The organism is Neorhizobium sp. 05N33 (assembly GCF_056397445.1).
Map to the genome: position 1 here is coordinate 641,305 of NZ_JBFTNK010000003.1, position 21,995 is coordinate 663,299.

Below are 21,995 nucleotides of genomic sequence, written 5' to 3' on the forward strand. Positions count from 1 at the left end.
ACAGCGGGATTCCCATGAACCTGAGCCCACGAGAAAAAGACAAACTGCTGATTTCCATGGCGGCGATCGTCGCCCGACGCCGGTTGGATCGCGGGGTCAAGCTCAACTATCCGGAAGCGATCGCCCTGATTACCGATTACGTGGTGGAAGGTGCGCGCGACGGCCGCGCGGTCTCCGACCTGATGGAGGCCGGAGCTCATGTCGTCACCCGCGACCAAGTGATGGACGGCATTGCCGAGATGATCCACGACGTGCAGGTGGAGGCGACTTTTCCGGACGGCACCAAACTTGTCACCGTCCACGAACCGATCCGCTGAGGAGGCCTGCAATGCTGGAACTGCGCCCGAATTGCGAGTGCTGCGACAAGGACCTTGTACCGGAAAGCCGGGAGGCGATGATCTGCACTTTCGAGTGCACGTTCTGCGCCACCTGCGCCTCCGACGTGCTGAAGGGCATCTGCCCCAATTGCGCCGGCGAACTGGTGTGCCGGCCCGTGCGTCCGGCGGCCGCGCTCGCCCGCCATCCGGCCTCCACCAAACGCGTACTGAAGGCCGAGGGCTGCGCGCCCAAGGCGGCTTGAAGGAGAATGCCATGATTCCCGGTGAAGTGATTGCCGCAGAAGGCGAAATCGAGCTCAACGCAGGTCTTCCGACGGTGACCATAAAGGTCGCCAACACCGGCGACCGACCGGTGCAGGTGGGCAGCCACTACCATTTCTTCGAGACCAATAACGGGCTCTCCTTCGACCGGGACAAGGCGCGCGGCATGCGGCTCGATATCCCGGCCGGTACGGCCGTCCGTTTCGAACCCGGCCAGATGCGGGAAGTGACGCTGATCCCGCTTTCGGGCAAGCGCGAAGTCTATGGTTTCCAGCAGAAGATCATGGGTGCGCTGTGAAGCCCGCATTGGCGTTTTCCGCCGCGTTCATGCCGCTTCTTGCCCTGCCGGCGGCGGGGCAGGAGCCGAAGGCAAATTGCAAGAACCCGCAGACGCAGCTGGAGATGAACATCTGCTCGCAGCGCGACTACGAAGCCGCCGACAAGGCGCTTAATGCCCAGTACCAGACGACCCGCAAGGCGATGAAAAAATGGGATGCGGATAGTTCCGCGGATCTCAAAGGCGCCGAGGATGCGCTCGTCAAGGCGCAACGGGCCTGGGTCGCCTATCGCGACGCGCAATGCATCTCCTCCGGCTTCCAGGCCCATGGCGGCTCGATGGAGCCGATGCTGATTTCCGGATGCCAGGCGGACCTGACACGCAAGCGCATTGCGGAGCTCAAAGAGCTGACCGAGGCGATGGGGAACTGAACGTTGAGCGTGTTCGTGGTAGTTATGGGAGCGGGAAGGAGAGCGACATGACCGAAACAGTCAAGATCAGCCCTGAAAACCAGATAACCCTATCTGCCGAAGCGCTCGCTTTGCTTGGCGTCAAGGCCGGAGACCAAGTGGATATCGTACCGAGTCAGGACGGCCATCTGGAGATCCGGCCGAAACGTTGGACATTCGCGGACCTGAAAGGGATCGTAAAGCTGGATAGGCCGATTACCGCGGGCGAACTGGATGAATGGGTTGCCGAAGCACGTGGCCGGATTCCTGAAGGCGGCAACGACCTATGATCGGGATCGACACGAATGTCCTCCTTCGTTGGCTCGTGCGCGATCAGCTGATCGGGGAGCCGGCATTGGCGCAGAGTGAGGCGCTGTCTGCGCTCTTCGATAAGAGCGAGGAAGCATTCTTCATCAACGAGATTGTTGTCGTCGAAATTGCCTGGGTCCTGAAACAGCGCGCCCGCCTACCAAAGACCCAGATCGCCGAGATCATCTGGGGTCTGCTGAATTTGGAAAATGCGGTCGTGAAGGACCGAGACATATTGAGCGCTGCGCTTCAAGCCTATTCCGAGTTTCCCGGCGACTTCTCCGATCATTTGATTGGAGAAATCAACAGCCGCAACGGTTGCCGCACCACAATGACGTTCGACAAAGCCGCATCGAAATCCTCCCATTTTACCGAGCTTACAAGGTAGACCGTCCATGCCCCACAAGATGTCCCGCGCCTCCTATGCCAGCATGTTCGGTCCGACCACGGGCGACAGGGTGCGGCTTGCCGATACCGAATTGTTCATCGAGGTGGAGAAGGATTTCACCGTCTATGGCGAAGAGGTGAAGTTCGGCGGCGGCAAGGTCATTCGTGATGGCATGGGGCAGAGCCAGGCGACGCGGGCGGAAGGCGCCGTCGATACGGTCATCACCAACGCGCTGATCGTCGATCATTCGGGCATCTACAAGGCCGACGTCGGTTTGAAGAACGGCCGCATCCACGCGATCGGCAAAGCCGGCAATCCGGATACCCAGCCGGGCGTGACGATCATCGTCGGCCCGTCCACCGAGGCGATCGCCGGCGAGGGCAAGATCCTGACGGCCGGCGGCATGGATGCGCATATCCATTTCATCTGCCCGCAGCAGATCGAGGAGGCGCTGATGAGCGGCGTCACGACCATGCTCGGCGGCGGCTCAGGCCCGGCACATGGCACGCTTGCCACCACCTGCACCGGCGCCTGGCATATCGAGCGGATGATCGAGAGCTTCGACGCCTTCCCGATGAACCTCGCGCTCGCTGGCAAGGGCAATGCGTCGCTTCCCGCACCGCTGGAGGAAATGATCCTCGCCGGTGCCTCGTCGCTGAAGCTTCACGAGGACTGGGGCACGACGCCGGCGGCGATCGACAACTGCCTGACGGTCGCCGATGCCTTCGACGTGCAGGTGATGATCCACACCGACACGCTGAACGAAAGCGGTTTCGTCGAGGATACGGTCGCGGCTATCAAGGGCCGCACCATCCACGCCTTCCATACGGAAGGTGCCGGCGGCGGCCACGCGCCCGACATCATCAAGATCTGCGGCAACCCGAACGTCATCCCGTCTTCGACCAACCCGACCCGGCCCTACACGATCAATACGCTTGCCGAACATCTCGACATGCTGATGGTCTGCCATCACCTGTCGCCGTCGATCCCGGAAGACATCGCCTTTGCCGAAAGCCGCATCCGCAAGGAAACCATCGCTGCCGAAGATATCCTCCACGATCTCGGCGCCTTCTCGATCATCTCCTCCGACAGCCAGGCCATGGGCCGCGTCGGGGAAGTGGCGATCCGCACCTGGCAGACCGCCGACAAGATGAAGCGCCAGCGCGGCAGCCTGAAGGAAGAAACCGGCAATAACGACAATTTCCGCGTCAAGCGCTACATCGCCAAATACACGATCAATCCGGCAATCGCCCAGGGCGTTTCCCATGAGATCGGTTCGGTCGAAGTCGGCAAGCGAGCGGATCTCGTGCTCTGGAGCCCGGCCTTCTTCGGCGTGAAGCCGGAAATGGTGCTGCTCGGCGGCTCGATTGCGGCCGCACCGATGGGCGATCCGAACGCCTCGATCCCTACGCCGCAGCCGATGCATTACCGGCCGATGTTTGCGGCCTACGGCAAGCTGCGCACCAATTCCTCCGTCACCTTCGTCAGCCAGGCTTCGCTGGATGGCGGTCTTGCCCAGCGCCTCGGGGTCGCCAAGAGGCTGGTGGCAGTCAAGAACACCCGCGGCGGCATCTCCAAGGCCTCGATGATCCACAATTCGCTGACGCCGCATGTGGAGGTCAACTCGGAGACCTACGAGGTGCGCGCCGACGGCGAGCTGCTGACCTGCGAGCCCGCGACGGTGCTGCCGATGGCGCAGCGCTATTTCCTGTTCTGAGGCGCTGGCACCTCGGAGCCCCTGAATGAAGACGTTTTTGCGCTGGCTCCTCGCTGCGGTTCTGTTCGTGGTTGTCGCGGTGGCCGTCGGGACGTTCATCCCGCGACCGTTGTTTGCGCCGAGCCGAGCGGCGGAACCGGCGGCGCAAAGGCGCATCTTGGTTCTGTCCAACCCGATCCACACGGACATTGCCATTCCGCTGGCTGAGGACACCCGCACCGCCTTCGCTTTTCTGGAGCGGTCCGGAATCCCGGTTGCCGACCCCGGTGCGGAATGGCTGGTGCTCGGTTGGGGTGGGCGGGCCTTCTATCTTGAAACGCCGACCTGGGCAGAGTTGAAGCCGCTTCCGGTGTTGCGCGCACTGACGATCGACAGTTCGGTCATGCATGTGGACGTTGCCGGCGGGATCGACGAAAGCCATCCGGCGGTGATGCCGCTCGACCTGGAGGCGGCGGAATTCCAGCGGCTTTTGGCGTTCATCCAGACGAGTTTCATCCGTCAGGCAGGCGAGGTGGCTGTGGTGCCGGAGGCGGGCTATGGCGATAATGACCGGTTCTTCGAGGCAAACGGCTATTTCAACGCATTTGTTGGCTGCAATACCTGGACCGCCGCCGCACTTCGCACAGCCGGAATACGAACCGGCCTCTGGAATCCGCTGCCGCAGACGCTTACCCTCTCACTCAAGCTTTTCAATTGACCTCGGAGCATTCCATGCAGCACGTCCATTCCTATCATCCGGCCGGCGTGGTCACAGATCCGCCGATCGATATCGTCACGCTGCCACATGACCTGCGGCATCTGCGCCGCAAGCTGCTGCATCTCTCCGATGGCGAGATGGTGATGCTCGACCTCAAGGAGGCTGTGCTTTTCCATCACGGCGATCGGCTGGTGCTTGAGAACGGCGATACGATCGAAGTACACGCGGCCCCGGAAAAACTCTTCGAGATCAAGGGTCGAGATACGCTGCACCTGATCGAACTCGCCTGGCATCTCGGCAACCGGCATCTGCCGGCGCAGATCGAGGAGGGGCGTATCCTCATCCTGCGCGACCATGTGATCCGTGCCATGCTGGAAGGGCTGGGTGCGAGGGTTGCCGAGGTCGAGGAAGGGTTCCAGCCGGCCCGTGGCGCCTACCATTCGCATGGTTCCCACGGCCACGACCATCATGGACATTGAGCCTTCGTGACCAACCTCGACACCAAGGTGCTTCTGAAGCTGATGGCCTGGCTTTCGCCGGCCTTTCCGATCGGCGGTTTCGCCTATTCGGGCGGGCTCGAACGGGCGGTGCACGATGGCCTCGTCAAGGATGCGGCAAGCCTGACCGCCTGGCTGACGAGCCTGCTGCGGCAAGGCGCCTTGTGGAATGACTCCGTGCTGTTCGGCGAAGCCTGGCGGCAATTCGAGGACGAGGCCGCGTTGAAGGAGGTGGCCGAACTGGGGCTGGCGCTTGCAGGCTCCGCAGAGCGCCACGTGGAGACATTGTCGCTTGGCCAGGCGTTCGCTTCAGCCGCCTCCGCCTGGCCGCATCCTGTCCTCGATCGCCTGCCGCCGGCTGTGCCCTTCCCGGTCGCAGTCGGCGCGGTTGCGGCGGCGCATGGCGTAGCGGCAGCGCAGGCGTTGGCAGCCTATCTGCATGCGGCCGTCTCGCAATCGGTGTCTGCCGGTATCAGGCTTGGGGTTTCCGGGCAGGTGGAAGGGGTGGCCATCCTCGCCGAGATCGAGGACCTGATCAGCCAGATTGCCGAGAAGGCAAGCCTTGCCACGCTTGACGATCTCGGCGGTGCGGCAGTGCAGGCGGAAATAGCTTCGCTTCGGCATGAAACGCAACATTCGCGGCTTTTCCGCTCCTGAAAGCGGGCCTAAGCTGAAGTCTGGAAGAATGAAAGGACGACACATGAAATCGGCGAACGGACCTTTGCGCGTCGGTATCGGCGGGCCTGTCGGCTCCGGCAAGACGGCACTGACCGAAAAGCTCTGCAAGGCGATGCGGGAGGATTATTCCGTCGCGGTCGTCACCAACGATATCTATACCAAGGAGGATGCCGAAGCGCTGGTGCGCTGCCAAGCGCTGTCCTCGGACCGCATCGTCGGCGTCGAGACCGGCGGCTGCCCGCATACCGCCATCCGCGAGGACGCGACGATCAATCTGCAGGCGATCGCGGGTTTGAACGAGCGTTTCCCGGATCTCGACGTGGTGTTCATCGAATCGGGCGGCGACAATCTCGCGGCGACCTTTTCGCCCGATCTTGCCGACATCACCATCTATGTGATCTCCACCTGCCAGGGCGAGGAAATCCCGCGCAAGGGCGGTCCGGGGATTACCCGCTCCGACCTGCTGATCATCAACAAGAAGGATCTGGCTCCCTATGTCGACGTCGATCTCGACGTGATGGACCGCGACGCGTACCGCATGCGCGAGGCCAAGCCGCATCTGTTCACCGATCTGAAGCGCGGCGTCGGCGTGGACCATGTGGTCCGTTTCCTGAAGGAGCAGGGCGGGCTTTGAAAAGATTGAGGCCGGCGGCCCCTCGAAGCCACCGGCCTTATCTGCATGTCACGGTCCCGCCGCCCGTGTCGCAACATGCATCCAAAGAGAGCCCGGACCCGCCCGCCCGGTCTCGCTTCGCTTGAACTTCAGATTTCGCGCAGGGCCTGCACGTCGACGACCTGGATCACTCGCCCGCGCACCGTCACTCCGGTCCGCCGGAGAGTGGAGAATGCGCGGGAGAGCGCCTCGGGAGCCAATCCCAACATGCCCGCGAGCAGGTTCTTCTGGAAAGGCAGGCGGATGGAGGCCGGGCCGCCATCCACAGGGCATCTTTTCAGTATGTAGTCGGCGACCCGCTGCGGCGCCGTATGCAACCTGTCGTTGGCGACGCAGTCCATCGTGGTGATGAGGTGTTTCGACAGCGAGGTGATCACCGCCTTGGCGATATCCCGCTCTTGTTCGGCCAGATCCCGTACCGCCTGCATGTCGAAACGGGCAAGCGTCGTGGCTTCGGCCGTCTGGGCGTGGTAGCGGTATTTCGTACCGCCATAAAGAAGACATTCAGCGAACGTGTCGCCCGGGCTGCAGATCCGGATATCCGCCTCGCGGCCGTCCCGATTGAGCTGGTAAAGTCGCACATAGCCGCTGAGAACGCAGAAAAAAGCGTCAGCATTCTCGCCTTCGCGGAAGATCGATTTGCGGTTCGTCAGGCTGACGACGCTCATGGCCGACATCATCCGGACGAGCGAATTGCCGCTCAGGCTGGTCAGGAAAGGCGTCTTCATGAGGACGGCCCGATCCCTGTTGTTGAGCTTCAAATTGCTGTTCATCATATCCGTCGTCTCTTCCATAACCCGAACCGCCGCGCATTCCCGATACTGCTAAAATAACAGGTTCATGAAATCTGATTTTGACATCGATCAAATCCGTGCAATTTTTCTGCAATCTCAGCGAGCCGGTTATTTCCAACGAAAAACGCCGGGCCAACAGGCCCGGCGTCGCCGAAATACAGTCTGGAGATGATGCTTATTCCGCGGCCAGAGGCGGCAGGCGTAGCACCTTGCTGCTGGCTTGGGCGCCGGGAGAACGATCGTCGTTGGCGCTCGTCTGCCGTTCCATCTGGTTGAGGCGTTCTTCCAGGGCCGCGATCGACTGAGCGTATTTGCGTGCCTCCTGGCTGAGTTCCTCGTTGGAGAGACCGAAGTCCTCCTGTTCCTTCTTGCCGACCATGCGGCCGAAGATCTTGCCGAGCAGGCGCGACAGGTCGTCCATGATCAGGAAGAAGGACGGCACGACGAGAAGCGAGAGCACCGTCGAGACGATAATGCCCCCCATCACGGCGATTGCCATCGGTGCACGGAAGGAGCCGCCTTCGCCGACGCCGAGCGCCGAGGGAAGCATGCCTGCCGACATGGCAATCGAAGTCATGATGATCGGACGCGCGCGCTTGCGGCCGGCTTCCACCATGGCATGCACCCGTTCCAGACCCTGACGCTTCATCTCGATCGCGAAGTCCACCAGAAGGATGGCGTTCTTGGTGACGATACCCATCAGCATCAGGATACCGATCAGGACCGGCATCGACAGCGCGTTCTGGGTGATGATCAGCGCCACCGCCACGCCACCGATCGCAAGCGGCAGCGAGAACAGGATGGTGAAGGGCTGGATGACGTCCTTGAAGAGCAGGATCAGCACCACGAGCACTAGCATCAGGCCCATCAGCATGGCATTGCCGAAGCTCTGCTGCATTTCTGCCTGCACCTTCGCATCGCCGCTTTCGGCCAGACGAACCGTCTTCGGCAATTCGGTCTCGGCGACGATGCGCTTGAACTCGGCCGATGCGGTATCGAGCGCCGTGCCAAAGGGCACGTCGGAGCCGATTGCGACCACGCGGTTGCGGTCGTTGCGCTTGATCGAGCTCGGGCCTTCCGAATAGTCGATGTCGGCGACGCTGTAGAGCGGCACGCTGGCACCGGCCGCGGTCTTGATCTTCAAGGCACGGATGGAGGCCAGATCGCGGCGGACGTCGAGCGAGGCCTGGACGCGGATCGGGATCTGCCGGTCGTCGAGCGAGATCTTGGCAAGGTTGGCATCGACATCGCCGATCGTCGCGACGCGGACGGTCTGGGCGATCTGCTGCGGCGTGATGCCGAGGCGCGAGGCCTCCGCCATGCGCGGCCGGATCTGCAGTTCCGGACGGGGCAGGGCGCCTTCCGAAGAAACGTTGGCGAGGACCGGCGAGGCCCGCAGCTTCGATTCCAGCATGCTGACGGCTTCGGTCAGGTCCGCCTCGCTGGTGGAGAGGAAGTTGAACGAAAGGTCACGCTCTGCGCGATCGTTGACCTTGGAGATCCGCACATCCGGAATGGATCGGACAGCTGCAAAGATATCCTTTTCGACATCCCATTGCGGACGCGTGCGGCCGTTTTCCTTGATCTTCGGGACAAAGTCGCGGATGAGGGGGATCGATCCCAAGCCCTTGTTGACCAGGGTCTTTACCAGCGAATGGTCGATGTTCTGGAGGATGACGCGCACGGTGGCGCGCCGCAGTTCGAGGTCGCCCTTCGGCGAAGCTCCGCCGAGAATGAAGACGCTCTCGACGCCGTCGATGTGGCGTATCGCATCATAGACGACGTCGGTGCTGGCGGCCGTTTCCTCGAGGGTCGCGTTCGGCGGGAGTTCCACCGACAATACGACGCGCGAAGAGTCGTCCGGCGGCAGGAAGCTGCCGGGAACCTGGGAGAGCAGCATGACCGAGCCGATCAGGAAGCCGATCGCGGCCAGCATCGTCGTATATCGCCAGTACCAGCGGCGGGTCGTGCCGGTGACGAGGCGCGTATAGGCCTTCATGATCCAGCCGTCGTTGTCGTGATGATCTTCCATCCCGTCTTCGGGGCTCATCAGATAGGCAGCCATCAGCGGCGTGATCAGTCGCGCCACCGCAAGCGAGAAGAATACCGAGAAAGCGACGGTCAGGCCGAACTGGATAAAGTATTGGCCCGGGACGCCCGGCATGAACGATACAGGCACGAACACGGCGATGATCGTGAAGCTGGTGGCGATGACGGCGAGACCGATTTCGTCCGCCGCCTCGAGCGCCGCTCGATAGGGCGTCTTGCCCATCTTGATATGCCGCGCGATATTTTCGATCTCGACGATCGCGTCGTCGACGAGAATACCGGTCGCAAGCGTCAGCGCCAGGAAACTGACGAGGTTCAGCGAGAACCCCATGAGATCCATGATCCAGAAGGTCGGCACCGCCGAAAGCGGCAGGGCGACTGCCGCGATCAGGGTGGCGCGCCAGTTCCTCAGGAACAGGAAGACCACGATGACGGCGAGGACCGAGCCTTCCACCAGCGTATGGAGGGCAGCTTCGTAATTGCCGTAGGTGAAGTAGACGGAGTCGTCGACCATTTCGATCGCGACGTTCGGATTGGTCTTGCGCACTCCATCGAGGCTGGTGGCGACGGTTTCGGCGACCGAGACCTCGCTTGCGCCCTTGGCGCGGAACACGGCGAAAGTGACGGATGGCGTGCCGTTGAAGCGCGAGAAGGATTTCGGCTCTTCGTAGGTGTCGGTGATGGTGCCGAGCTCGGCCAGCTTGACGAACTGACCATTGGGCAGGGTGATCGTCGTATCGGCAAGCTGGGCGACGCTGCGGGCATCGCCGAGCGTGCGGATCGTCTGTTCGTTGCCGGCCACCTGGCCGCGGCCGGAGCCGAGATCGACGTTGGTGCCGCGCATCTGGGTGCTGACATCGGCGGCGGTAATGCCATAGGCGTCGAGCTTGGCAGGGTTCAGCGACACCCGGACTTCACGGTCGGAGCCGCCGTAACGGTCGATACGGCCGACGCCGGGCTGGCCCTGCAGGGCGCGCTTGACCGTGTCGTCGACGAACCAGGAGAGTTCTTCGAGCGTCATGTTCGGGGAGGAGACGGCGAATGTCTGGATCGCCTGGCCTTCGACGTCGACCTTGGTGACGACAGGCTCCTCGATGCCGGCGGGAAGGTCGCTGCGGATCTTGTCGATCGCGTCCTTGGTATCCTGCACGGCTTCGGCCGTCGGCTTTTCGATGCGGAAGACGACGACCGTCTGCGACTGGCCGTCGGTCACCGTCGACTGGATTTCATCGATGCCGCTGATCGAGGCGACAGCGTCCTCGATTTCCTTCGTCACCTGCATTTCCAGTTCGGCAGGGGCGGCGCCGCTCTGGGTGACGGTGATCGACACGACCGGGACGTCGATGTTCGGGAAACGGGTGATCGGCAGCGCGTAAAACGACTGAATGCCGACAATAAGCAGCAGGGCAAAACCGAGCATCGGCGCTATCGGATTGCGGATCGACCAAGCAGAGAAGTTCATGCGGCTCAACCTCAGTTCGCAATAGCGGCGGGTTCGGCCGGGACCGGAGCGATCTTGTCGCCGTCCCGGACGAAGGCGCCGGCCTTCGCAACGACAATGTCACCGGCCGTAAGACCGCTGACGACCTGCACGAAACCGCCATCCTGGATGCCGGTTTCAATCTTCACCTGCTTGACCACATTGTCCTCGACCTTGCGGGCGGTGGAACCATTCCGCCCGGTGGTGACGGCCGAGAGCGGCAGGGCCAGGGCATTGGTCTCGGTAATGACGATCTCGGCGCTGCCATACATGCCCGAGCGTGCGCCGGTTTCATCATCGATGACGATATGCACGGCGCCGAGGCGGGTGACCGCATCGACCGTCGGGGAGACGAGCCGAACCTTGCCCTCGATCTTCACCTTGCCGCCGGCGACCGTGACGATCGCCTTCTGGCCGGCCTTGATCTTCTGGATATCGGTCTCGGACAAGTCGGCGACGAGTTCGATCGCGCCGTCCTTGATGATCGTGAAGAGCGGATTTCCGGTGCCGCTGGCGATCGCTCCGACCTTGGCGGTGCGGGCGGAAATGACGCCGGCCACCGGTGCCTTCACGCCCGTGCGGGCGAGCTTCAGGTTGATATCCTCGATCTGGGCGTCCACTACCTTGGTCTCGGATTCGCCGACGGCCACCGCCTGCTTGGCAGCATTCAGCCGCGCCTGGGCGACCTCGACGGCGGCGGATGCCTGTTCGAGCTGCGACACCGTGCCGGTGCCGCTCTGGCTGAGCTTCTGGAGGCGGTCGCGCTGGCGCGTCGTGTCGGCGACGTTGGCCTGAGCCTCGATAACCTGGGCCTGATATTGCGCGACAGCAGCCTGGGCCTTCGCCTTATTGGCCTGGAGCTGGCTCTTCTGGAGAAGCAGCGCGTCGTCGTTCAGCATCGCAAGCACGCTGTCGGCCTTCACTTCGTCGCCGACGTCGGCATTCAGCGTCTTGATCGACAGGGCGTCGACGAGCGGCTGGACATAGACTTCCTCGACGGGCCTGACCGTGCCGGTGGCAATGACGCGGTCAACCAGCGGCTTCTCGATTGCCTCGGTTACGACGATGGAAGGCAGCTTGATTTCCGTCTGCGCCGGGGCGGGCTTGGCCGCCGCTTCCTGCGCAAACGCGGAACTGGGACTCAGTGCAGAGGTTGCGGCAAGGGCGATGCTTGCGCCGAGGGCAAGCTTGAGAGCCGGGTTCCCGGCAGACTGGGTGAACTTGCGAAACATGCGACTACTTTCAAATTGAAGGTAAGGGGCAAATATTCCGCTGGGAACCGCTCCGGCCACCTTACGCCCCCTCAGCGCTCAGCAACCCGGATCAAGGTGGTAACCGCATAAAACAGTTACAAGACCGGCAGCGAAAGATTCATCAGCGCCCCACTTCTACGTGTTTGCGTTGCACAAATCAATCCGCTGCCGTTATGAGACGAATGAGTTTTAGTTATGATTTGAGTGAGAAAAATTTAGAAAACGCGCAACCGATAGCCGCGCGTTCTCCCTCACCGGGCGACTGGCGATTATTATTTCAATGCCGCGTCGGTGATCTCGCTCGTATAGGCGCCTTCCGGCTTCTTGGTGATGATCTTCTGGTCGAGCAGCGCCTTGACCGTGCGGTCGTAGGTGGCGGTGTCAAGCTTGCCGGTACCGGTGCCGATCAACTTTGCCACTTCGCCCATCATCCGCTTCTGGTGGTTCTCGTCCTGGCCGCCATTGTCCATGACGATCCCGGCTGCTTCGGCAGGATTGGCGATGGCGTATTTCCAGCCCTTCATCGACGCACGGACGAACTTCACCATGGTCTCCTTGAACTTCGGATCCTTGAGCTTGGTGTCCATCACGTAGAGGCCGTCCTCGAGCAGGTCGTTGCCCATGGCAGAGAAGTTGAAGACGACGAGCTGGTCCGGCTTGAAGCCGGCATCGATCGCCTGCCAATATTCGTTATAGGTCATGACCGAAATGCAGTCCGCCTGCTTCTGGATGAGCGGCTGCACGTCAAAGCTCTGCTTCAGCACCGTGACGCCGTCCTTGCCGCCGTCGGTCTTGAGACCGAGCTTGTTCATCCAGGCGAAGAACGGATATTCGTTGCCGAAGAACCAGACGCCGAGCGTGTGGCCCTTGAAGTCGGCTTCGGTCTTGATCGGGCCGTCCTTCGGGCAGATCATCTGCAGGCCGGATTTCTGATAGGGCTGGGCGATGTTGGTGAGCGGCACGCCCTTTTCACGGGCGACCAGCGCTCCACCCATCCAGTCGACGATCACGTCGGCGCCGCCGCCGGCGATCACCTGTTCGGGGGCGATGTCCGGGCCGCCCGGCTTGATCGTGACGTCGAGGCCTTCTTCCTTGTAGAAGCCCTTGTCCTTGGCGACGTAGTAACCGCCGAACTGGCCTTGAGCGACCCATTTCAGCTGCAGGGTCACCTTGTCGGCGGCCATCGCCGCCTGGGCTGCTGCGAGCGACATGGCGCCCGCCATCAGCGCAACGAGAATTTTTCTCATGTTTTTTATCCTTCCCTCTGAGGTTTGCCGGTTCCGCCGAAACGGGCCGGATTTTAAGCGCCTAACCACCGCGGTTAGACGGATGCCAGAACGTCGTCGCTCTTTCGCCAAGCGCCACGACGCCATAAAAAACCGAACCGATCAGCGCTGCAACAGCGATTTCGGCCCAGACCATGTCGACATTCATGCGGCCGATCTCGGTCGAGATCCGGAAGCCCATGCCGACGATCGGCGTGCCGAAGAATTCCGCGACGATCGCGCCGATCAGCGCGAGCGTCGAGTTGATCTTCAGCGCATTGAAGATGAACGGCATGGCGGCTGGCAGGCGCAGTTTCATCAGCGTCTGCCAGTAATCGGAAGCGTAGGAGCGCATCAGGTCGCGCTCCATGGCGCCCGAAGCCCCAAGCCCTGCCACAGTGTTCACCAGCATCGGAAAGAAGGTCATGATGATGACGACGGCGGCCTTCGACTGCCAGTCGAAACCGAACCACATGACCATGATCGGCGCGACGCCGATGATCGGCAGCGCCGAGACCATGTTGCCGATCGGCAGCAGCCCGCGGCGCAGGAAGGCGATGCGGTCGGCAAGGATGGCGACGACGAAGCCGGAGGCGCAGCCGACCACATATCCGAAGAGCACCGCCTTGAAGATCGTCTGCTGCACATCGGCCCAGAGGATCGGCACCGAGCTTGCGAGCCTTGCGCCGATCGAGGATGGCGGCGGCAGGATGATGAAGGGAATGCCGGCGCCACGTGTCGCCGCCTCCCAGAGGATCAGGATCCAGGCGCCGAAGATCGCGGGGATCAAAAGGCGCAGGAACGTATCTCCGGTTTTGGATTTGGCGCGGATACCGGCGAGGACCGTGACGCAGCGCCAGGCAATCAGCCAGCAGGCCGCGACCATCAGGAAGAAGGCAAACGTCGCCTTACCCTCGTTGCCGGCAATGCCCGCGAGCAGCAGCCAGACTGCGAGATGGGGGGCGACGAACAGGGCCATTGCAAGGAGAGGCGGAGAAAGCCTGGTGAACGAGGCGAGCGCCGCACCGATGACGAGGAGGAAGATGACGGTGACGCTGCCGGTGCCGAACGGCGAGGGGGCGTCGAGCGCCATCAGCGGCAGCGAGGTGAGGGCGGCGAGACAGAGGAGCAGGGCAAAGGTGCCCTGCCAGGAACGAAGAACCGCGGTCATGCCGGCCTCCCGCCCATGGAGCGATCGACGATCTTGGCGATGATCCCGACGATGGCAACGAGAAACGCCGCCAGTACCGAGCCGGCAATCAGTGCGGCCCAGATGTCGATCGTCTGGCTGTAATAGGCCCCGGCGAGCAGTTTCGAGCCGATGCCGGCGACGGCACCGGTCGGAAGTTCGCCGACGATCGCGCCAACCAGGCTCGCGGCGATCGCCACCTTCATCGAGGTGAACAGGAAGGGAATGGACGCCGGTACCCGGAGTTTCCAGAAGGTCTGGGCGCCGCTGGCATAATAGGTGCGCATCAGGTCGAGCTGAATGATTTCGGGCGAGCGCAGACCCTTCACCATGCCGACCGCGACGGGGAAGAAGGAGAGATATGTCGAGATCAGCGCCTTGGGGAGAAGGCCGGTGATGTTGAGGGCCCCGAGCACGACGATCACCATCGGCGCGACAGCCAGGATCGGCACGGTCTGTGAGGCGATGATCCACGGCATCAGGCTACGGTCGAGTGCCTTCAGATGCACGATGCCGACCGCGATCAGGATGCCGGTCAGCGTGCCCATGGTGAAGCCGAGGACCGTTGAGGAGAGCGTCACCCAGGAATGGTAGACGAGGCTGCGGTTCGACGTGACGCTGCGCAGAAACGTGTTCTCGAAGACGTTGCTCACCACCTGATGCGGCGCCGGCAGAATAGGCTTCGGCTGCGCCATGGTCTTGCCGATGAACTCCATCGTCGTGGAGGTGACGTTGGCGCGCCGATCGAGATCCCGCTGAAACGGCGCGTTCATGAAATAAGCGGCGACGTACCAGAGGGCGACAATGGCGATGAGGATAGCAAGGACGGGGATGATGCGGGATTTGAGGGAGTCGGGTTTCATGCCGCGGACCTCTCACATATCGGCCCGGAGCCACCCCCCTCTGTCCTGCCGGACATCTCCCCCTCAAGGGGGGAGATCGACCAGACGTGACCGCGTTGCAAAGCATTGAGCATCACCGCTACGGCAATCTCCAAAGCGAATTGAGGGCGAGACTGCGCTACTCTCCGATCTCCCCCCTTGAGGGGGAGATGTCCGGCAGGACAGAGGGGGGTATCCCCGGAAAACAACGCGTCACTCCTCATAACTATGCCCAGCTCTCAACCCCTCGCGCACCCGATGGGCAATCTCCAGGAACTCCGGCGTCTCGCGGATTTCGAGCGGGCGTTCCTTGGGCAAGGTCGATTCGATCACGTCCGTCACCCGGCCCGGCCGCGGCGACATGACGACGATGCGGGTCGAGAGGTAGACCGCCTCCGGTATCGAGTGGGTGACGAAACAGATGGTCTTTTCGGTGCGCGCCCACAGTTTCAGCAGCTGTTCGTTCAGGTGATCGCGGACGATCTCGTCGAGCGCGCCGAAGGGTTCGTCCATCAACAGCAGGTCGGCGTCGAAGGCGAGTGCGCGGGCGATCGAGGCGCGCTGCTGCATGCCGCCGGACAGCTGCCAGGGGTATTTGTTGCCGAAGCCGGAAAGATTGACGAGGTCGAGGGTGCGCTCGATGCGCGCTTTGCGATCCGCTGACGAATAGCCCATGATTTCCAGCGGCAAAGCGATGTTCTTCTCGATCGTCCGCCAGGGATAAAGCGCCGGCGCCTGGAAGACATAACCGTAGGAGCGCGACTTGCGCGCCGCTTCCGGCGTCATGCCGTTGACGGTGATCTCGCCGGCCGTCGCCTTTTCGAGATCGGCGATAACCCGCAGGAAGGTAGTCTTGCCGCAGCCTGACGGGCCGATGAAGGAGACGAAATCGCCCTTGTTCACAGTGAGATCGACATTCGACAGCGCGTGAACCGGGCCGTCGCCGGTCTCGAAGGTGAGGCCGAGCTTGCTGGCCGAGACGACGGAGGATGGAGCATTGTTCATCGGCATTTCGGCATGGGTCCCAGTTTGGTGCCGCCCGGGAAGCTGACGGTGTAGCCTTTGGCGGATTTGGTGAGCGTCGCAACATCTTCCGGCCCGACTTCCCCTTCGACATCGCATTGTGCCTTGATGGTAAAACCGTTTGCCGTCTTCTTGGGAGCGCCCTTGAATTCGCAGGCGGAAACGGATGTCGTCACGCCTTCGTCGTTGAGCAGCAGGAAGTCGTCGGCGCCGGACGATTCTCCGGTCTCGGCGTAAGTGCAGCCTTCCTTGCTGCCATATGCGCCGTCAAGGAAGGTCGCGGCGCTAGCGGGAACGGCAACCGAGATTGCGGCAAGCATCGCGAATGCGATGGTGAAGCGGATGTTATTCAATGACATGTCTCGAAAGGCCCCCATTCAAATCCGTCTGCGAAGCGTACAGTATAGACGCCATCGTTGCGCAGGATATCGATCATTGCGGTGTGCTGATCTTCTTTTCGTTGGCTCCCGCTCCCGAACCGTCATGATATGCTGGCGGTAGATCCCGTTCGACAGAGGAAATTGACAATGGACAATGCATCAAAGCCCACCTGCCGTGTCGTCAAACCCGGTGCGGCCTACGACGGCAAGCAGGGCCTGAGCTATTTCGAGGGGATCGCGGCGGAAACGGTCGGCTCCAAGGGCATTTGCATGCACCTCCTCACCATTCCGCCGGGCGCACGGGCGAAGGCCCATCTGCATGAAACCCACGAGACCGCCATCTACGTACTCTCCGGCTCGGCCGTCACCTGGTATGGCGATCGGCTGGAGGAATGCGCCGAACTTTCGGCCGGCGAGATGATGTATATCCCCGCCGGCGTACCGCACCTGCCGGCGAACATTTCCGATGCGCCCTGTTCGGCGGTGATCGCCCGCACCGACCCGAACGAACAGGAAAGCGTCGTGCTGCTGCCCGAACTGGACCGGCTGGTGAAGGGGTGAATTCTTTCCAACTATGTAAGTGGTCGTACTACCGGCATTGCAATGCTTCCGCAGGCCGTGGGTTTTGGCTGTCGCTTGCAGCAATTCGATATGCTCGTCTCCCCACCGAGAGTGCATTCAACCTCTCCATTTTTTCACGATTGCTTCGGCGTCTTCGAACAATGTCGCGTGATCAAAGGTTTCCCGTTCACGTTGGATGAAATCGCTAAGTCTATCCCAATCTCTTATAAGCGCTTTTTTCCAGTATCCCTCCCATACGTGTTCGTCGATCGCTCCATATTTTACCGTCAATCCAAGCATTTCGTATGTATTAAGAACGCTTCTGAAGCAATTTATAGTCTCTTTATCCTTCGGAATTTTTACTCCCTTGTTGAGGGCCTCGAGCATATTGCTCCTTGCGCCTCTAAAAGATTCACTTTGGAGGGATGCGAAAATGTGACTGGCAGACTCGCGAGCGAAGCGACGAGAATCCGTTGACAGTGTTCTTGTCTGCAGCGACACCTGTCGCCAGACGAATGCGGCGGTTACCCATACCGCGATTGAAGCGATGATGTTAGCAACGCTCGCGACATGCGGTAGGGCAGAGAGTGACCATTGGCACAGAGCGTTGCCATCGCACATATCAAACCCCGCTTGCCGGAATGCCTGTGCGTTCCACCTTGCGCGGCGAGGTCAGCTCCTTCCAGGTCGACAGCGCCTTGTTCACCGCAGGATAAGGCTCGCGCTTGACGAACTGGCCGTGGCCTTCCTGCGTCTTGATCGCCCCGTCCTCGATTGCGACCACGCCGCGGGTCAACGTGTAACGCGGCAGACCGGTCACTTCTTTGCCCTCGAAGACGTTGTAGTCGATCGCCGACTGCTGGGTCTTGGCCGAGATCGTCTTCGACTTGTTCGGATCGAGAACGACGATATCCGCGTCGGCTCCGACCAGGATGGCGCCCTTCCTTGGATAGATATTGAGGATTTTCGCGATGTTGGTGGAGGTGACCGCCACGAACTCGTTCATGGTGATGCGGCCGGTTGCGACGCCATGCGTCCACAGCATCGGCAGGCGGTCTTCGAGACCGCCGGTGCCATTCGGGATCTTTCTGAAATCGCCGAGACCAGTGCGCTTCTGGTCGGTCGTGAACGCGCAGTGATCGGTCGCTACCACCTGCAGCGAACCGGAGGCAAGGCCCGCCCAGAGGCTGTCTTGATGCTGCTTGCTGCGGAACGGCGGCGACATTACCCGGCGGGCCGAATGGTCCCAGTCCTTGTTGAAATATTCGCTCTCGTCGAGCGTCAGGTGCTGGATCAGCGGTTCGCCATAAACGCGCATGCCGTTCTGTCGGGCGCGGCGGATCGCTTCATGGGCCTGTTCGCAGGATGTGTGCACGACATAGAGGGGCACGCCGGCCATATCGGCGATGATGATAGCGCGGTTGGTCGCCTCGCCCTCGACGGAGGCGGGACGGGAATAGGCGTGTGCCTCGGGGCCGTTATTGCCCTCGTCCATCAGCTTGGTCTGCATGGCGGCGACCACGTCGCCATTTTCAGCATGGACCAGCGGCAGGGCGCCGAGTTCGGCGCAGCGCGAGAACGAGGCGAACATCTCGTCGTCGTTCACCATCAGTGCGCCCTTATAAGCCATGAAATGCTTGAAGGTGTTGATGCCGTGATGGGCGACGACCGCCTTCATCTCGTTGAAGACCTGCTCGCCCCACCAGGTGACCGACATGTGGAAGGAATAGTCGCAATTGGCGCGGGTCGCCTTGTTGTCCCAGCGTTTCAGCGCGTCGAGCAGCGACTGGCCGGGCTCGGGCAGGCAGAAATCGACGACCATGGTGGTGCCGCCGGCAAGTGCTGCCCGCGTGCCGCTCTCGAAGTCGTCGGCGGAATAGGTGCCCATGAACGGCATTTCGAGATGCACATGCGGATCGATGCCCCCCGGCATGACATAACAGCCGGCGGCGTCGAGCGTGGTATCGCCGAAAAGGTTCGGGCCGATCTCGATGATCCGGCCGCCGTCGATCTTCACGTCCGCCTTGTAGGTCAGGTCGGCCGTGACGATGGTTCCACCCTTGATGACTGTGGTCATTGTTGTTCCTCTGTTCTTGTCGGTTCCCTTACGGGCGCGATGGTGTGCGTCAAGCCAGTGACGTGGACGAGCGCAACTTCGATCTGCCTCATGTCGCTGTCGGCCAATCGGCCGATCCGCTGGCCGATGACCTCTTTTCTGACCGGCGTGATCTTTTCGACCATGACCTGCGACGGATATTGAAGTCCGTTCTGAGCACTGGGCTCGATGATCGGCCGAAGAAGCGGTGCCTCAAGCAGATGGGTCGTCAAAGGGCAGGCAAGAGCCGTCGTATAGGTCACGAGAAACTCGTCAGCCTGAAGAATGACGGCGGGCCGAGGTTTGCCAAGTTCACCGGGAAAAACCGCGATCACGACGTCTCCTCGGCTCAGCTTCACGGCTTGTCCCAATCCGTTGGGCCAACGGCTTCGATCCAGTCCTCAATGTCTTCTTTCGCATCCGCTTCTGCGATCCGGCGCATTTCTTCCTCCGCCTGTCGGCGGAAGGCTTCGTGGGTGAGGTCCGGCACCCAGATCTCAATCGGCCGGTATCCCTGGCGGATCAGTTCGGCCCGTTCTTCGGGTGATATTTCCCTCGGTCGTCCCATTGTCCGTTTCCTGTCTCAAGGTTGGCGGTTGCGATGCTACTCCACAATCTCCGCCGTCTCCAGCACGGCATGGAACAGGACATCCGCGCCGGCTGCCGCCCATTCCTTGGAAATCTCTTCCGCCTCGTTGTGCGAAAGCCCGCCGACGCAGGGGCACATGATCATCGTCGCGGGCGCCACCTTGGCGGCCCAGCACGCGTCGTGGCCGGCGCCGGAGATGATGTTCATGTGGCTGTAGCCGAGCTTTTCTGCCGCTTCTCGGACACGGCCGACCAGAACCGGATCGAAGGTCACCGGGTCGAAATGGCCAACCGCCTCGACAGAACAGCCGACGCCGAGCGGCTCGCAGATTTCGGCCGCCTGTTTCTCGATCGCCGCCCGCATGCGGTCCAGCTTTTCCTGGGACGGCGTGCGGATGTCGACGGTGAAGACCACTTTGCCCGGCAAAACGTTGCGGGAGTTCGGCGAGAAGAACACCTGGCCGACGCCGCCGACGGCGCCCGGCTGTTCGGACATCGCCACCGCCTGCACCATTTCGAGGATGCGGCCGAAGGCGAGCCCGGCATTGACGCGCAGGTTCATCGGCGTCGAGCCCGTATGCGCTTCGCGGCCGGTCAGCGTGAATTCCAGCCACCACAGGCCCTGACAGTGGGTGACGACGCCGATCTGCCTGTTCTCCGCCTCGAGGATAGGCCCCTGTTCGATATGATATTCGAAATAGGCATGCATCTTTCTGGCGCCGACCTCTTCTTCGCCGAGCCAGCCGATGCGCTTCAACTCGTCGCCGTAGGTCTTGCCGTCCGGATCCTTGCGGCCGTAGGCGTAATCGATCGAGTGAACGCCGGCAAAGACGCCCGACGCCAGCATGGCGGGGGCGAAACGCGCGCCTTCCTCGTTCGCCCAGTTGGTGACGACGATCGGATGTTTCGTCCTGATCCCGAGGTCATTCATGGTGCGGACCACTTCCAGCGCGCCGAGCACGCCGAGAACGCCGTCATATTTGCCGCCGGTCGGCTGGGTGTCGAGATGGCTGCCGACATAGACCGGCAGCGCATCCGGGTCGGTGCCGGCGCGGGTGGCAAACATCGTGCCCATCCTGTCGACGCCGACCGTCATCCCCTCGGCTTCGCACCACCGCTTGAAGAGATGGCGGCCTTCGCCGTCGGCATCGGTCAGCGTCTGGCGATTGTTGCCGCCGGCAATGCCGGGGCCGATCTTCGCCATGTCCATGAGCATGTCCCAGAGACGATCGCCGTTGATGCGCAAGTTCTCGCCGGGTGCTGCCACCATTTTTTAGTCCTCGCCTGTTTTACGTCCACCCGGAGCGGGCGGCATGCTTTTCGTTCCCGTCGGTCCTTCGCGCGCCATAGCACTTGAAGATCGGCATTGCGTTTATTCCGCTTGTCGCTGATAATTTGACCGCTTGGTAAAACATTACTATTTCCGCCGCGCCACTCAAGACGAAAATCAAGAAAAATCCACGGAATTTCTAAAGCGCAAACGGACGCGGAAGAGGGCAGGGACACGCATGGCCATCCCGAGGGCGGCGAAAACGCAGAGACGCACCCGCATCCAGGAAGAGAAGGAGGAGCGTATCCTCGAAGCGGCGCTCGACGTATTTTCCCAGAACGGTTTCCGCGGCGCCACGATCGATCAGATCGCCGAGGCCGCCGGCATGTCTAAACCCAATCTGCTCTATTATTTCCGCACCAAGGAGGCGATCCACCGCCACCTCATCGACCGGGTCCTGTTCACCTGGCTGGAGCCGCTGCGCGCCTTCGACGCGGAGGGCAATCCGGAATCGGAAATCCGTTCCTATATCCGCCGCAAGCTCGAGATGGCCCGCGATTTCCCGCGCGAGAGCCGGCTCTTCGCCAACGAGGTGCTGCAGGGCGCGCCGCATATCGAGGACGAGCTGAAAGGGCCTTTGAAGGCTCTGGTCGATGAAAAAGCGGAGGTGATCCGGGCCTGGGCGCGATCCGGCAAGATCGCCAAATGCGATCCCTACCACCTGATCTTCTCGATCTGGTCGACGACCCAGCATTATGCCGACTTCGACGTGCAGGTGCGCGCCGTGCTCGGCCAGGACTATGCGGGCGAGGGGCGTTTCGAGGATGCGGCTCGGTTCTTGGAACAGCTCTTCATCGACGGGCTGCGGGCGCGCGCCTGAGCC

The 21,995-nt window shown here is 61.7% G+C and carries 26 protein-coding genes; 13 read left to right on the forward strand and 13 right to left on the reverse strand.

The window, feature by feature from the left end; all coding sequences use genetic code 11:
* Positions 1-14 precede the first annotated feature (14 nt).
* From AC1DLT_RS11880 to ureG, 11 genes are read left to right on the forward strand one after another with little or no spacing between them, the layout of a single operon-like run.
* Positions 15-317 carry an urease subunit gamma gene (locus AC1DLT_RS11880; RefSeq protein WP_038544567.1) on the forward strand — a complete coding sequence of 101 codons (303 nt, stop codon included), beginning with the start codon at positions 15-17 and terminating at the stop codon, positions 315-317.
* A gap of 11 nt (positions 318-328) precedes the next feature.
* Positions 329-580, forward strand: a complete 252-nt coding sequence (locus AC1DLT_RS11885; RefSeq protein WP_477483237.1) for a DUF1272 domain-containing protein — start codon at positions 329-331, stop codon at positions 578-580.
* Between the two features lie 11 nt (positions 581-591).
* Positions 592-897 carry an urease subunit beta gene (locus AC1DLT_RS11890; protein ID WP_038544563.1) on the forward strand — a complete coding sequence of 102 codons (306 nt, stop codon included), beginning with the start codon at positions 592-594 and terminating at the stop codon, positions 895-897.
* A gap of 29 nt (positions 898-926) precedes the next feature.
* Positions 927-1,307 (forward strand): lysozyme inhibitor LprI family protein, encoded by a 381-nt coding sequence (locus AC1DLT_RS11895; RefSeq protein WP_038549528.1) that lies wholly within the window; start codon positions 927-929, stop codon positions 1,305-1,307.
* 47 nt (positions 1,308-1,354) lie between these two features.
* A complete protein-coding gene (locus tag AC1DLT_RS11900; protein ID WP_007773816.1) occupies positions 1,355-1,615 on the forward strand; it encodes an AbrB/MazE/SpoVT family DNA-binding domain-containing protein in 261 nt (86 codons plus the stop codon).
* Positions 1,612-2,022: a PIN domain-containing protein gene (locus AC1DLT_RS11905; RefSeq protein ID WP_038544561.1), complete on the forward strand. Its 411-nt coding sequence runs from the start codon at positions 1,612-1,614 to the stop codon at positions 2,020-2,022. Before AC1DLT_RS11900 ends, AC1DLT_RS11905 begins: the two co-directional genes overlap by 4 nt.
* A 7-nt stretch (positions 2,023-2,029) precedes the next feature.
* Positions 2,030-3,739, forward strand: coding sequence for an urease subunit alpha (ureC, locus tag AC1DLT_RS11910; protein WP_038544559.1), 1,710 nt, complete (start codon positions 2,030-2,032; stop codon positions 3,737-3,739).
* A 25-nt stretch (positions 3,740-3,764) separates the two neighbouring features.
* Entirely contained in the window at positions 3,765-4,436 is a 672-nt protein-coding gene (locus AC1DLT_RS11915; protein WP_477483239.1) for a TIGR02117 family protein, read from the forward strand.
* Between the two features lie 14 nt (positions 4,437-4,450).
* Complete coding sequence (gene ureE / locus AC1DLT_RS11920; RefSeq protein ID WP_038544554.1) at positions 4,451-4,915, forward strand: urease accessory protein UreE; 465 nt, start codon at positions 4,451-4,453, stop codon at positions 4,913-4,915.
* A 42-nt stretch (positions 4,916-4,957) separates the two neighbouring features.
* Complete coding sequence (locus AC1DLT_RS11925; protein ID WP_477486922.1) at positions 4,958-5,590, forward strand: urease accessory protein UreF; 633 nt, start codon at positions 4,958-4,960, stop codon at positions 5,588-5,590.
* Positions 5,591-5,633: 43 nt separating this feature from the next.
* Positions 5,634-6,245, forward strand: coding sequence for an urease accessory protein UreG (ureG, locus tag AC1DLT_RS11930; protein WP_038544550.1), 612 nt, complete (start codon positions 5,634-5,636; stop codon positions 6,243-6,245).
* A 128-nt stretch (positions 6,246-6,373) separates the two neighbouring features.
* Here ureG and AC1DLT_RS11935 read toward each other — a convergent pair whose 3' ends face one another.
* The 8 genes from AC1DLT_RS11935 to AC1DLT_RS11970 form a co-directional block, all read right to left on the reverse strand.
* Entirely contained in the window at positions 6,374-7,057 is a 684-nt protein-coding gene (locus tag AC1DLT_RS11935; RefSeq protein ID WP_038549526.1) for a Crp/Fnr family transcriptional regulator, read from the reverse strand.
* 196 nt (positions 7,058-7,253) lie between these two features.
* Positions 7,254-10,589 (reverse strand): efflux RND transporter permease subunit, encoded by a 3,336-nt coding sequence (locus tag AC1DLT_RS11940; RefSeq protein ID WP_477486847.1) that lies wholly within the window; start codon positions 10,587-10,589, stop codon positions 7,254-7,256.
* Between the two features lie 11 nt (positions 10,590-10,600).
* Complete coding sequence (locus AC1DLT_RS11945) at positions 10,601-11,839, reverse strand: efflux RND transporter periplasmic adaptor subunit (RefSeq protein ID WP_477486848.1); 1,239 nt, start codon at positions 11,837-11,839, stop codon at positions 10,601-10,603.
* 293 nt (positions 11,840-12,132) lie between these two features.
* Entirely contained in the window at positions 12,133-13,107 is a 975-nt protein-coding gene (locus AC1DLT_RS11950; protein ID WP_038544547.1) for an ABC transporter substrate-binding protein, read from the reverse strand.
* A gap of 61 nt (positions 13,108-13,168) precedes the next feature.
* Positions 13,169-14,296, reverse strand: coding sequence for an ABC transporter permease (locus AC1DLT_RS11955; RefSeq protein ID WP_477486849.1), 1,128 nt, complete (start codon positions 14,294-14,296; stop codon positions 13,169-13,171).
* The gene (locus AC1DLT_RS11960; RefSeq protein ID WP_247137966.1) at positions 14,293-15,177 is read right to left on the reverse strand and encodes an ABC transporter permease; all 885 of its coding nucleotides are present in this window, start codon (positions 15,175-15,177) and stop codon (positions 14,293-14,295) included. Before AC1DLT_RS11960 ends, AC1DLT_RS11955 begins: the two co-directional genes overlap by 4 nt.
* A gap of 231 nt (positions 15,178-15,408) precedes the next feature.
* On the reverse strand, positions 15,409-16,200 hold the full coding sequence (locus AC1DLT_RS11965; RefSeq protein ID WP_477486850.1) for an ABC transporter ATP-binding protein: 792 nt from the start codon (positions 16,198-16,200) through the stop codon (positions 15,409-15,411).
* Complete coding sequence (locus AC1DLT_RS11970) at positions 16,197-16,577, reverse strand: hypothetical protein (RefSeq protein WP_247137968.1); 381 nt, start codon at positions 16,575-16,577, stop codon at positions 16,197-16,199. Before AC1DLT_RS11970 ends, AC1DLT_RS11965 begins: the two co-directional genes overlap by 4 nt.
* 168 nt (positions 16,578-16,745) lie before the next feature.
* Between AC1DLT_RS11970 and AC1DLT_RS11975 the strand changes: the two genes are divergently transcribed.
* On the forward strand, positions 16,746-17,159 hold the full coding sequence (locus tag AC1DLT_RS11975) for a cupin domain-containing protein (RefSeq protein WP_477486851.1): 414 nt from the start codon (positions 16,746-16,748) through the stop codon (positions 17,157-17,159).
* A 117-nt stretch (positions 17,160-17,276) separates the two neighbouring features.
* Here the strand turns inward: AC1DLT_RS11975 and AC1DLT_RS11980 are convergent, their stop codons facing one another.
* The 5 genes from AC1DLT_RS11980 to AC1DLT_RS12000 are packed head-to-tail and all read right to left on the reverse strand — an operon-like array spanning position 17,277 to position 21,112.
* The gene (locus AC1DLT_RS11980) at positions 17,277-17,780 is read right to left on the reverse strand and encodes a DUF4760 domain-containing protein (protein ID WP_477486852.1); all 504 of its coding nucleotides are present in this window, start codon (positions 17,778-17,780) and stop codon (positions 17,277-17,279) included.
* Position 17,781: 1 nt separating this feature from the next.
* On the reverse strand, positions 17,782-19,236 hold the full coding sequence (gene hydA, locus AC1DLT_RS11985; protein ID WP_477486853.1) for a dihydropyrimidinase: 1,455 nt from the start codon (positions 19,234-19,236) through the stop codon (positions 17,782-17,784).
* Positions 19,233-19,589 carry a type II toxin-antitoxin system PemK/MazF family toxin gene (locus AC1DLT_RS11990; RefSeq protein ID WP_477486854.1) on the reverse strand — a complete coding sequence of 119 codons (357 nt, stop codon included), beginning with the start codon at positions 19,587-19,589 and terminating at the stop codon, positions 19,233-19,235. Before AC1DLT_RS11990 ends, hydA begins: the two co-directional genes overlap by 4 nt.
* 20 nt (positions 19,590-19,609) lie before the next feature.
* The gene (locus AC1DLT_RS11995) at positions 19,610-19,822 is read right to left on the reverse strand and encodes an antitoxin MazE-like protein (protein WP_247034852.1); all 213 of its coding nucleotides are present in this window, start codon (positions 19,820-19,822) and stop codon (positions 19,610-19,612) included.
* A 36-nt stretch (positions 19,823-19,858) separates the two neighbouring features.
* The gene (locus AC1DLT_RS12000) at positions 19,859-21,112 is read right to left on the reverse strand and encodes a Zn-dependent hydrolase (protein WP_477486855.1); all 1,254 of its coding nucleotides are present in this window, start codon (positions 21,110-21,112) and stop codon (positions 19,859-19,861) included.
* A 238-nt stretch (positions 21,113-21,350) separates the two neighbouring features.
* On the opposite strand from AC1DLT_RS12000, the gene rutR reads away from it, so the two are divergent.
* Entirely contained in the window at positions 21,351-21,992 is a 642-nt protein-coding gene (gene rutR / locus AC1DLT_RS12005) for an HTH-type transcriptional regulator RutR (protein WP_038544530.1), read from the forward strand.
* Positions 21,993-21,995: the final 3 nt, after the last annotated feature.